The 12,883-nt window shown below is 26.0% G+C and carries 9 protein-coding genes, 1 tRNA gene and 1 pseudogene; 5 read left to right on the top strand and 6 right to left on the bottom strand.

From position 1 onward, the window contains the following. Window positions 1-12: 12 nt before the first annotated feature. The gene (locus BHAMNSH16_RS09575; protein ID WP_241033598.1) at window positions 13-3,678 is read right to left on the bottom strand and encodes a midas domain-containing protein; all 3,666 of its coding nucleotides are present in this window, start codon (window positions 3,676-3,678) and stop codon (window positions 13-15) included. 21 nt (window positions 3,679-3,699) lie between these two features. Then, window positions 3,700-5,760, bottom strand: coding sequence for a hypothetical protein (locus BHAMNSH16_RS09580; protein ID WP_069731963.1), 2,061 nt, complete (start codon window positions 5,758-5,760; stop codon window positions 3,700-3,702). A 486-nt stretch (window positions 5,761-6,246) separates the two neighbouring features. Here BHAMNSH16_RS09580 and BHAMNSH16_RS09585 point away from each other — a divergent pair, with 486 nt between their 5' ends. Both BHAMNSH16_RS09585 and BHAMNSH16_RS09590 read left to right on the top strand, forming a co-directional pair. Next, a complete protein-coding gene (locus BHAMNSH16_RS09585) occupies window positions 6,247-6,849 on the top strand; it encodes an HAD-IA family hydrolase (protein ID WP_008731116.1) in 603 nt (200 codons plus the stop codon). Between the two features lie 10 nt (window positions 6,850-6,859). Beyond that, complete coding sequence (locus BHAMNSH16_RS09590; RefSeq protein WP_069731964.1) at window positions 6,860-8,650, top strand: sensor histidine kinase; 1,791 nt, start codon at window positions 6,860-6,862, stop codon at window positions 8,648-8,650. On the opposite strand, the gene BHAMNSH16_RS09595 is transcribed toward BHAMNSH16_RS09590, so the two are convergent. Both BHAMNSH16_RS09595 and BHAMNSH16_RS09600 read right to left on the bottom strand, forming a co-directional pair. Further along, window positions 8,645-9,001: a response regulator gene (locus tag BHAMNSH16_RS09595; protein WP_008731117.1), complete on the bottom strand. Its 357-nt coding sequence runs from the start codon at window positions 8,999-9,001 to the stop codon at window positions 8,645-8,647. The two genes, BHAMNSH16_RS09590 and BHAMNSH16_RS09595, sit on opposite strands and share 6 nt — an antisense overlap. Before the next feature lie 28 nt (window positions 9,002-9,029). Next, window positions 9,030-9,113 (bottom strand) — tRNA-Leu (locus BHAMNSH16_RS09600). Window positions 9,114-9,281: 168 nt separating this feature from the next. Here BHAMNSH16_RS09600 and BHAMNSH16_RS09605 point away from each other — a divergent pair. Then, window positions 9,282-10,291, top strand: a pseudogene (locus tag BHAMNSH16_RS09605) (hypothetical protein). Between the two features lie 118 nt (window positions 10,292-10,409). Next, complete coding sequence (locus BHAMNSH16_RS09610; RefSeq protein ID WP_008731118.1) at window positions 10,410-11,549, top strand: HD-GYP domain-containing protein; 1,140 nt, start codon at window positions 10,410-10,412, stop codon at window positions 11,547-11,549. A gap of 3 nt (window positions 11,550-11,552) precedes the next feature. Here the strand turns inward: BHAMNSH16_RS09610 and BHAMNSH16_RS09615 are convergent, their stop codons facing one another. Then, window positions 11,553-11,885, bottom strand: a complete 333-nt coding sequence (locus tag BHAMNSH16_RS09615) for a hypothetical protein (protein WP_008731119.1) — start codon at window positions 11,883-11,885, stop codon at window positions 11,553-11,555. A 2-nt stretch (window positions 11,886-11,887) separates the two neighbouring features. Beyond that, the gene (locus BHAMNSH16_RS09620; RefSeq protein ID WP_008722398.1) at window positions 11,888-12,361 is read right to left on the bottom strand and encodes a chemotaxis protein CheX; all 474 of its coding nucleotides are present in this window, start codon (window positions 12,359-12,361) and stop codon (window positions 11,888-11,890) included. 202 nt (window positions 12,362-12,563) lie between these two features. Between BHAMNSH16_RS09620 and BHAMNSH16_RS09625 the strand changes: the two genes are divergently transcribed. Next, complete coding sequence (locus tag BHAMNSH16_RS09625) at window positions 12,564-12,881, top strand: SLBB domain-containing protein (protein WP_008731121.1); 318 nt, start codon at window positions 12,564-12,566, stop codon at window positions 12,879-12,881. Window positions 12,882-12,883: the final 2 nt, after the last annotated feature.

Raw genomic sequence — 12,883 nt, forward strand, 5'->3', positions numbered from 1 at the left:
TCTTTTATTTTACTAATTAGATGAAAGTCCTATAAAAAATGATTTTAATCCTCCTTCATCATTTTCTATCGGTACAAATATCATATGGGAAATATCCTTTCTGTCTTCAGTATCAAATTTACTTTTTATAGAGTCTGAAGCAAATGGATCAGATACATATAATGTTTTTTTATGGGATAGAATCTTTTTAAATAAAGGTTCATTCTTACTAATACTTAATTTACTTTTTGTATTATCGGATATATTTTGAGATTCTACTATATCATAATTCCCATTATCTTGTCTGCTAAGCATAGCAGCATGTATGATATCTAATCCTGACTGCTCTTTTACCCATTCCAACATTTCGCTCATATTTTTATTAATAAATTTTTTACCTCTAAGAGCTTTTAAAACTTTTTTCCAATTAGAAGTCATGTTTTCTTTTACTTTTTCTTCAGCTTCTCTGTAAAAATCATTTGGAACTTTAGGTACTTCTTCAGGATCATATAAATCTTTATCTATTAAATCTTCCGTATCAAAAGTATCTTTTTCGCTTGCAGGTTTAATTACTTCTCCGTCATCATATTCTTCGTTAAAATTAGGCGATATATTTGAACTTTCTTCATTGTTATAATTATCTTCATCTTCATAATCACCTAATAGAAAATCTCTATTAAGAGAAAAATTAAAAGCATCGCTTGAAGAAAAATATTCTTCTTCTTTTTTAGCTATCTCATCTTCTAAAATAGAACCATGACTTATCAAAATATCCCCCTCATTATTATCATCTATAATATCATCAATTCCTTTTATAATATCATTATCTGCATTATTATTATCAATAGTTTCTTCCAGTTCTTCTTTATTATCTTCTTCTTCATTATTTTCAATTTCATCATTTAAATCAGGTATATCGTCTAAATCTTCTACAGTGTCATTTATGTTGCTGTCTTCGTCATCATCTAATATATTGTCAGAATCTAAAAGCTCCTCATCAGAATACTCTTTCATTTCCGGCATATTACTATCTTTGTTTTCTTCTTCATCTTCTTTATTATCATTGTCTTCATCAAGTACATCGTCTAAATTAGGTATATCATCTAAATCTTCTACAGTGTCATTTATATTGTTGTCTTCGTCATCATCTAATATATTGTCAGAATCTAAAAGTTCTTCATCAGAATACTCTTTCATTTCCGGCATATTATTATCTTTGCTTTCTTCTTCATCTTCTTTATTATCATTTTCTTTATTATCATTATCTTCATCGAGTACATCGTCTAAATTAGGTATATCGTCTAAATCTTCTACAGTATCATTTATATTGCTGTCTTCGTCATCATCTAATATATTGTCAGAATCTAAAAGCTCCTCATCAGAATATTCTTTCATTTCCGGCATATTATTATCTTTATTTTCTTCATCATCTTCTTTATTATCATTATCTTCATCGAGTACATCGTCTAAATTAGGTATATCGTCTAAATCTTCTACAGTGTCATTTATATTGTTGTCTTCGTCATCATCTAATATATTGTCAGAATCTAAAAGTTCTTCATCAGAATATTCTTTCATTTCCGGCATATTATTATCTTTGATTTCTTCTTCATCTTCTTTATTATCATTTTCTTTATTATCATTGTCTTCATTGAGTACATCGTCTAAATTAGGTATATCATCTAAATCTTCTACAGTATCATTTATATTGCTGTCTTCGTCATCATCTAATATATTGTCAGAATCTAAAAGTTCTTCATCAGAATATTCTTTCATTTCCGGCATATTATCATCTTTGTTTTCTTCTTCATCTTCTTTATTATCATTGTCTTCATCAAGTACATCGTCTAAATTAGGTATATCATCTAAATCTTCTACAGTGTCATTTATATTGTTGTCTTCGTCATCATCTAATATATTGTCAGAATCTAAAAGTTCTTCATCAGAATACTCTTTCATTTCCGGCATATTACTATCTTTGTTTTCTTCTTCAGTTTCCTTATTATCATTGTCTTCATCAAGTACATCGTCTAAATTAGGTATATCATCTAAATCTTCTACAGTGTCATTTATATTGCTATCTTCGTCATCATCTAATATATTGTCAGAATCTAAAAGCTCCTCATCAGAATATTCTTTCATTTCCGGCATATTATTATCTTTTTCTTCTTCTTTATTATCATTATCTTCATCGAGCACATCGTCTAAATTAGGTATATCTTCTGAATCATCATTGTCTTCATCGAGTACATCGTCTAAATTAGGTACATCTTCTGAATCATCATTGTCTTCATCAAGCACATCGTCTAAATTAGGTATATCGTCTAAATCATCATTGTCTTCATTAAGCACATCGTCTAAATTAGGTACATCTTCTAAATCATCATTATCTTCATCAAGTACATCATCTAAATTTTCTAATTTTATACTTTCATCATTATCATCATCATTCTCTAATACTTTATCCAAAGATGATAAATCTTCTAATTTTATATTTTCATCTTCCTCATTATTATTTTGAAGAGTTTCTCCTCCATCTTCTAGTACATCATCTAATTTTATTATATTATCATCATCAGAGTCTTCATCTTCAACCTTTATATCTTCAATGTCATCTATATTCGGTAAATCAATTTTGCTGTTTTTTGTGATCCTGTCAGCTTTATTTAAGTACTTTATACTTGCATCATCTAATCCTTCTAAATCATTATTATAATCGTCAATATTGAATTCTTCATCATTTACAATATTAGAATTATCATAATTGTTTACAGGAGGCTCACTTTCATCATATATATTTTCTTCTAAATCTTCCTCAGGCTCATTCACTATGTTATTGTTAGCTGGTCTTAATCTTTCTATAAGAGATGTTGTAAGTAAGAAAATAAAAGACAGAGATAAAAGTCCTAATATTATATATTTTAAATATTTTTGTACTATAGGCACATTAAGCTCTAATATACCTATACTAAAATTATCTATATCTTTAACTTTACCAGAATAAAAAGCGAATGTATTATTATCAGCTTCAATACTTCCAGTGCTTCCTATATCTCTATTCATATACTGAGTTAAACTGTCTATTGATATGCTGTTAATATCTATAGAAGGGTTATAATAAAGAACACCGTTAGAAAGTACAACAAAGTTTAAATTATATGAAGTATTTTCAAATATTTTTTTAAATACACTTGCTACTATATATCCTACTTCTATTCCTCTGTCATTTTTTATAGGTTTAACAAAATATACTCCATCATAATCTTTATCAAAAAAAGCAATAGCTTTGGAGTTTTTATAACTTTCTAAATCTACAGGCTTAGTTTTAACAGGAGAAGAAAATACCGATTTACCATCCGCCAAATACAGAGCAACAGTATCAAATGGATAATTTCCGCTTCTAAATATTGATATAATTCTATCTCTTTCTGCAGTATCTATTCCATTTAATATAACCTGCTGTAAAAGATTAATAAAAGGATAGCTATCAACTATTTTATTAAGTCTTTCATCATAATCTTTAACTAGATTTACTATACTATTCTGACATATCAAAGCATTTCTATCAAGTTTTTTTGTATCAACATCAAAAGCATCTTTTTTCAAACCAAATACAAATGTAATGAATAAGGCAAGAACTATTAAATTTATAAGTATAGATACATACACAAAGATAGATATCTTATTTTTGTCAGACATATTAACACCTCTAAACAACTATTATTTTTTTGTTATGCTTCTTCTTGCATCTTCCTCTGCTTTGCTTATTATAGAGGATAACATTTTATCGAAAGCAGCAAACACATCATCTGTTCTTGAATTAGAAGAATTATCTAAATTAGATGATTTTATATCTTCTTTAGAATCTTCGTCTTTTTCATTTTTATTTTTTATATTATCGATAGCTTTATTATATGAATTTAGTATATCCATACTAATATCATGAGAATCATTGTTTATATGATTATCAGATTTTTTGCTATTAAATAAATTTCTTACATACTCTTTATTTTTTTCTTCTTCTTTTGCTTTGTAGCTTGATAACAGCTCATTTTTTATTATTTTTTTATTAAATTCATTGTCAATATTTTCATAGCTGCTTTCTTCTTTTTTATAATTATTTGATATATTATTTTTCAATATATTTTCATCTAAAGATAAAGTTTCTTTAATAAAGCTGGAAGATGTATTATTCAATTCTTCATTAGCTATTGACATAAACTCTTCTTTATCATTATTTTCTTCTTCTTTATAATCATTTATAGAAATATCATAATTTTCTTCATACTGTTCTTCTTTTATTTCATAGTCATTTGCAATATTATCATAATTTTCTTCATATTGATTTTCTTTTACTTCATAATCATTTATAGATATATTATCATAATATTCATCTTCGTTTTCTCTGCTAATATCATAAAGGCTATCTTCCAAAAAAGTTTCTTCAATTGCTCTGTTGTATTCTTCCTGCAAATCTTTTTTTATATTAGCAAATGCTGTTTCTATGTCTATTTCAGTTTTTATTTCTTCTGTTTTATTTTCTAAATTTTCTAATTTTTCTTCTAAATCTTTTTTATCAATAGCAAATTTATTTTTACATGCATTTATTTCTTCTTTTATAGTTGATACTATATTTAATATATCTTTTCCTATATTGAATTTGTCATCATTTTTGTGCTCTGTATTATTTTTTATATATTCATCAGGTATTTTGTATTGTACCTTTTGAACTATAGGAGGCATTTCTTCTATAGGATTTGATTTAGGTAATTGTGAGTTAACTATATTTTTACTTATAAGCTCATCATTTCCTTTTATGCTTTCCACATAATCTTTATTGCTTTTTATCTGCATAATATATTTGAAGAAATATACTATAGCTTTTATAAATAATTGACAAACTAGTATTAATAATGCAGTTATAGCAAGTACTATAAGTTCAAAGTAGTTAGGATATTCTTTTCCTATCATAGAAACAGAAAGAGAATCATTAACTATAAAGCTAGGCTGTTTTTTATAGTAAGCATATCTGTTTATAACGCTTGAAACTTTTTCTATGTTATTGTCTCCAACGGCTTCTCTCACATTATAAACTGAGTTTCTAGCATCGCTTACATAAAGTCTTTTATCTGCTACTTGATAATACATAGCTATATCGGATACATAAGCATAATCATTTCTAGTAGCAACTATTATTTCTCCATAAGGATTTTTTATATATTCCATTATATAGAATGCATTTTCATTTGTAGCATTTAAAACTAATGAACCTTTTGTTTTAATTTCATTTATTAAATTATCCTGAAGCTCTAAAGGCCAAGATTTGTTTCTTGATAAATATAAATTAAGAAGCATTTTTCCTTCAATATTAAAAACTGTCATTCCTCTTAGATATGGATTTTCTACAGTCATTTTATAATAATTATTTTTATATTTATCTATTTGAGATTTTGAAGGCGTATTATTAGGATTAAAATTTTTCAGTGAATCTGATGTCTGATACATACTATATCCGATATAATCAGATATGGATTGAGTTATTAAATTAACTTGATATTCAGATATACTGTTTCTTTTTATTTTCATTTTTACAGCTATTTTGTCTATTTTCTGCATCATCATATCTAAATAATCATTTATAAACACAGCTATGCCATTATTTTGAGGCAATACAGTATTGCTTGCAGCACGGGCAAACATTGCCGCTATAAAAATGATAAGAAAAGATATCATTAAACTTAAAATAGTCTTCATTATTTTTTGTTTTTCATTTTCATTCATAATATTTAGCCTTTAGATATAGTTATCTTCTAATAAAGATACAAAAAACTATATTAGTTATCGGCTAAAGCGAATTTTACTTGAAATGTTTTCTTTGCTGTTGGAATTAATTTAGGAGTGTATTATATTAAAGAGCTCCGCTGAGCCGTATACGACATAAATGCGCCTGACTTTTTTCGTCAGGTGGGTTCCTCAGAAACATGACCTTGATTTCTCAAAACCGTATCGCGATAACGGCGAGCCTATCATTAATGCTTCGCTCCAGATCCCTAATGCATTAATTTATACTGGCGCAAGAATGTACTATCGTTCAACGAGAACAGCAGAGTTCTTACAATATAAATTCTTTTTAATTATTTGTCAAGAGCATAATTATAAAATTAACATAATATTAAAAAATTTATTTGCTTCTTGATTAGTTTTTAATATACTTGACAAACATTTTATAGAAAATATAATATATAATAAATTTTTAAAGGTTATTTTATGATTAAAAATATTATTTCAGATATTGGAAATGTATTATATGAATTTAGCGTAAATGAATTTATGAATAAATATATAGATTCTGAAGATAGAGAACAATTTTTACAAAGTTCTTTTCTAAATGAAAATTGGAATCTTATGGATAAGGGTGATTTAGCTTTTAATGATGCAAGAAAATTATTTATACAAATGAATCCGAAATATAAAAAAATTATTGATGATTTATTTGATAGTGCATTAACATTATGCCTTAATAAAAATCATAACAATATATCTTTACTTAAAGAATATAAAAATAAAGGATATGATATATACTATCTTTCCAATATGCCGGCTGAAACATTTGAAGTATTGAGAAAAGAAACAGATTTTTTTGATAATACTTGTATAGGCGGAGTAGTTTCAGCACATGTAAAAATGATTAAGCCTAATAAAGATATTTATGAGTATTTTTTAACTAAATTCGCTCTAAAAGCTGATGAATGTTTATTTATAGATGATAATATAAACAATGTTAATTCTGCTTTAGAGATGGGTATTAATGCTGTGCAATTAAAAAAAATAGATGATATGAAAATTATATTAAAAGATATGCTTAAATAATAATTATATTATGAATTTTATAAAAAAAATATTATCAAAAATAAAAATTAGATATGGTGTATTATTTCCAAGCCTTATATGTTTATTTACTTTAATAAATTTTATAGCTACTTTATGGGTAAGCAGTTTTATATACGAGCCTAACATTACAAATCAATTTTATATGTTCGCTGTAATGTTTTTTCCTCTTACAAGTATTATAATAGGCATTATAGTGATAATTAAATTTGTTGTTGATGCCATAATGAAAAAAGAAGGCTCTCATTTAAAATTGGTGATAGTATTGATTATGGGACTTATGACGGTGCTTCCTAGTATTGTTATAAGTAAAATATCAACATTTATAATAAAAAGCAATTTAAATTTATTTTTAGATCAAAATATAAACAGTTCTGTAGAATATGTGATGGATATTTCAAATAGAGAAATAACAGAGAAACAGGAATTTATGTATGGAATTATAGAAAAAGTTGGCATAAATTATTTTAATAATTTGTTTAATGATTTAGGAACAGGCTATTCTAAGTATGAAGATATAAGCGATGAAATAAAATCTTCAAAATATTTTGATAATGTAGTATTTTTATCAAATTCTTATAATGTTAATAATATAATTTTTTTTAATTCAGCCAATTATATACCTCTTGATATTAATTATAAATTAACTAATACTAATATAATATTTATTAATAGTGAATATAACGGTTCATTTTATGTTAATGCGATTATACCATTATCATATAGCAATAATTATGTAATATGGTCTGAAATTATGCCTAAAAATTATATAGAAGTAAGAAATAATGCTCTGGAAAGTTTTAGGATATATAACTCTGTTAATATGTTTACTAATGAGTTTTCTATGATACTAAGTCTAATGTATCTATTTGTTCTTGGCATATCTACATTTTTTTCCATAATATTCGGAATAGCTTTATCAAGATTAATAACAGGACCTGTAAGCCTTATACTTAATGCCACAAATTCCATTACAAATGCTGATTTTAATATAGATATGAAGCTGGGCGGAGTGCATGACATGAGAAATTTAATACATAGATTTAATGTAATGGCTAGGGCTTTAAAATATCATAGAGATAGAGAAAATACAAGGGCAAGGCTTGAAACTTGGAGGGAGGCTGCTATTAAAGTGGCACATGAGATAAAAAATCCGCTTATGCCTATAATAATGAATGCTGAGCTTATAGATAGGAAAATATCTGTAAATATGACCGAAAAAGATGTTGAAAGGATTAAAAATTCTTCCAATATTATAATAAAAAATGCTAATGTAATTTCTAATTTGGTAAGATCTTTCTCAGAATTTTCATTTGCTATTAAACTTTCAGATGATAAACAGTCTATTAATGGTGCTTTAATAGAAGTTTTAGAATCTTTCAAAAATATCAGCTCTGTTAAATTTAATGTAGTATTGAGTAAGCATGATTATTTTATTAATATGGATAGAGAAAAATTGATAATGGCTTTTAGAAATTTGATAAAAAATGCTGTAGAAGCTATGGAAAAGTCTTCAAGGTATATGATCTATATATCATCATACCATGAAATTATAGATTTGAATGAATTTTTTATTATCAGTATTACAGATACAGGCATTGGAATTGAAAAAAATAATTTACATAAAATATTTGAGCCTTATTTCACATCAAAAGAAAAGGGTACAGGCATAGGACTTTCCACTGTTGAAAAGATAATATCTGAACATAACGGAACTATAGATGTAGAATCAATACCAAATGAAGGAACTACTTTTTTTATAAAATTTATGATTGAATCATAGAGATTCTATTTTTGTTATTAATTTATTTATATGCATAGGATATTTCATGCATATTATATTATGTTTTTTTGCTTCTTTTTCTAAGTCTATGTCTATATTTTCATATAAAAAGAATATAGTAAATTCATTAAAATTTGGAAGTTTTTTGAGTTCTGCAATGAATTCCATGATATTTATCCATACAAGATTAGGATTAAATACTAAAATTGTTACACTGTATTTATATATTTTACTTATAAGTTCATATAAATTTTCGGCTATGAATACTTCTATAGAAGAACTTTCTAAAGCAGCTTTGACTTTATTTAATCTGTTATTATCATCATCTATTATTATAGCTGAGTAATTCATGTGCAAACTCATTTATAGTAATTTAATGTGCCGAGAGAGGGACTCGAACCCTCACTGAGTTGCCTCAGGCAGATTTTGAGTCTGCTGCGTCTACCAATTTCGCCATCTCGGCAATATGCCATATAAGGACATATAAATTTAAGTTTTTTAATGCCTAAATTATAAATTATACTGAATAAAAATCAAGTATTAATATGGTATATTTTTTCTTTTTTTGCGTATATATGTTTTATTTATTGTAAAATATGGTAAAATAACTATATAATGAAGGTTGTTTATTATGAAGATTACATTAGATATGTCAATATCAAAACTGCTTGATGCTTTTGACAGAGAGTTTGGAGTATCTTTAGGAATATATAAAGGTGCTCATAAATCTGACAATATTAAATTATTTGAAATATCTGACCCTAGAAAAAATCAAAAAGCTTTTATAGTTATTAATAAGGATACTAGCGTGGAAAGTGCTGAAGCTATGTTCAGAAATACATTCGGAATCAGAGTTCAGATAAAGGATAGGAATGGGAATACTGTAAGTCAGGAAAGCACATTAGGAGGAATTAGAAAATTAGATAAAGGATTTAATAATAATGATGAGAATAATATTAATCTTATAGATAATGAAGAAGAAGAAGAAATAAATGATAACTCAGACGATGAAAATAAAAAAAAGAAGAAAAAAAAATCATATTTTTTAAAGCCTAAAACGGTTAAACATACTGTAGAAGATAAAATAAAGGAGATAGATAAATATTATTTAGGATTTCAGAGATCTGAGAGATATAAATCTATGCTTAATCTTTTATCATGCATGGAAGAGGCTAAATTAACATATCCGGAATCTAAAGAGCTTACAGATCATATTGAGGAGATAAAATCGAAATCTTTAAATATATCGAATTTAAGCATAAAAAAAGAAGATTTGCTATATTAGTATTAATTATAATAACTTCTATTTTATCCTTAATAGGTGTAGGTACTTGGGGATATAACCTTTATAAGAATATAAAAAAAGACAGAGAAGCTGACAGTATAATACAGGAAATAGATAATTTGAGGATTAGAAAAGGTTCTCTAATGGAAAGCGGAAACATATCTGAAGCTAATGCTATAGATGAGAGTATAAATTCAAAATCAGCAAGGCTTAATAGCATACAAAATGAGAGTGCGGTTTCTATAGCTAATTATTTTATAGTAGCAGCATTATTTTTTGCTGTAATATTAGCGATGTTTATATTAAGGCTTAACAAATATAATGTAACATCAATAAGATTTGGAAAAAATACATAAATTTATAATTAGTATAAAATTTTATATATATAAATTAACATAATTTTACTTGATAATATATAACTATATGATATTATATCTTTAATATGATGATTTATTATTTATAGTGAGGAACTAAATGCCAAAGATTATTATACCATTAAATGAAGTAAAAGAGGGAATGAAAGTAGCCAGCAATATATATAATAGCGATGAAAAAAGAATTGTAGATATTGGTACTGTAATTACAAAAGACATTATAGAAACTTTAAAAAGAAATTCTATCACTACAATTAGTGTAATGGAACTATTGGATTTAAAAAAAGAAAATACTGTTAATACTTCAGGAGACGGAAAAAAAGCTGTATTAAGAGGCGTAATAGAAGAGAATGGAAAAAAAATATTGAAAATAGATAGTCAGGAGGTAGCTAAAAAGCAGGAGGCTGCTATAGAAAAAACTAAGTCATTGTATGAAACAGCCAAGAACGGAGGCGGAATAGATTTTGATTCTATGAAGAAGGAAGTTAATACTATGCTTTCTTCTATAGTTGAAAATAAAGATGCTCATTCATATCTTTCTATGTTAAAAAGGAAAGATGAAACTATGTATAAACATGCTGTTGATGTAGCGACATTAGCGGCTATTACTGCCGGTGAATTAAATCTTACTAAAGTTGATATGTCTAATATTATGCTTGGAGCTTTAGTGCATGATATAGGAAAAGTTCTTATACAGGAAAGTTTGCTTTCAAAAGTTAATCTTACTAAAGAAGAAGGGGCTATATTAAAAAAACATCCTACTCAAGGTTATAAATTGGTAAAAAGGGATAATTTAGATGATAATATAGCAGATATTGTATTGGAGCATCATGAAAAATATGATGGAACGGGATATCCTTTTCAAAAAGACAATAAAGACATAAGTTTATATAGTAAAATAGTATCTATTTGTAATACTTTTAATAATTTGATAACTAAAGGAGAACATGGTGTTCCATGCACTCCGGATAAAGCTGTAAAAATAATTATATCTTTGGCAAAAAAAGATTTTGACAGCGATGTTGTAAAAGCATTTCAGAAGGCTGTAGGATTTTACCCTAATAACACAAGAGTAAAACTTTCCAATGGAAGTATAGCAAGAGTTATAGAACAGAACCCTAATTTACCTTTAAGACCTGTACTTTCTATTGTTAAGCATCTTGACGGTACTGTCAGTGATGGTTTAGAGGTTGTTGATTTGTCTGTATCGAGCGATTTATTTATTAAAGAAATAATGTAATAATTAATATTTCAGCTTTTGTTTTTTAGATAAAAGGCGGATTAAATATTTTAATTCATATCTTGAATAGTAATCTTTTACCATTGTAACACCTCTTTTATTAAAGAAGGAAAAATAATGATATTTTTCTAATGTAGATAAAAGCTGTGAAAAATGTTCTTTTTCTAATCTAAAAGCTGATGAAACTTCTTCTAAAGAATATAATTTATCTTCATCTTTGAAATATTTATCTAAAAATTTATTTGATTTTACTGTTATACAAATATTATCAATAATTATTTTTATAATTAAAGCTATAATAAATAATATTAATGGATATTGTATTATTTTGGGCATTATCAATTAGTTTGATTAAATAAAATTAAGTTCATAAATATTTCGCCTAATTCTGTTTTATAACTTATAGATAATATTTTATCGTTTTCCTTTTCTAACATGGACATCTGTTCACTCATAAGTATTGCAGGAGGAGTCATATCCAAATCTATATGTTTTGTTGATAAATCATTAATAGCACTTCCAGCAACCATATTAACAAATTCTTTGATAGTTGCAATAAATATATCATCTATTGTAGTTATAGATTCCATATTAAGAGCTGAAGCTAATTTAAAAGCAGTTGCTTTGTTCATATTAAACATAAGTCTTCCGCTTAAATCTCCCGTAATGCCTACGAATACTATAACGCCTCCGACATGATTTGCGTTTCTGTATATTCTTACATCGCCTTTTCCAACTTTTGAATTGAAATAACTTTTTAATATAATTACTGTACCTTTGCTGAAAGCATTTACTACATCTAAATCAAACATATAATAACACCATATAATTTATTTTATTAATAATAATCGGAAATAAATACTATATTTTTAATAGTATAATACTATTATACAAATATTCAAGTAAAAAATACAATTATTATATATTAATTAATAGAAATCTTGACTACAAATAAAAAGAATGATATCATTAAATAAAATTATATAGTTATATAAAATAGTAACCGATAATATTATGAGAGATAGAATACTTTGTTTATCTTTTACATTATTGATATTTGTATTTGGTATATTTATAAATCTTTTTTATAAAACTAATAATACAAATAATGAATTAATTAGTATTACAGTAAAAGGGGCGGTTGTTAATCAGGGAGTATATTTTTGTAAATATGGCATCTCAGTATCTGAAGTTTTAGAAATTTGCGGAGGAATGACTGAGCTTGGATATTTGCCGGTTGGGTTTGATTATAATACGCCTATAACCAATGATACCACGATTAATATACAAAAAAGATATTCAACTATAAGAAAAAATTATGAAGAGAATTGATA

The organism is Brachyspira hampsonii (assembly GCF_002214805.1).
Lineage (GTDB): Bacteria > Spirochaetota > Brachyspiria > Brachyspirales > Brachyspiraceae > Brachyspira > Brachyspira hampsonii.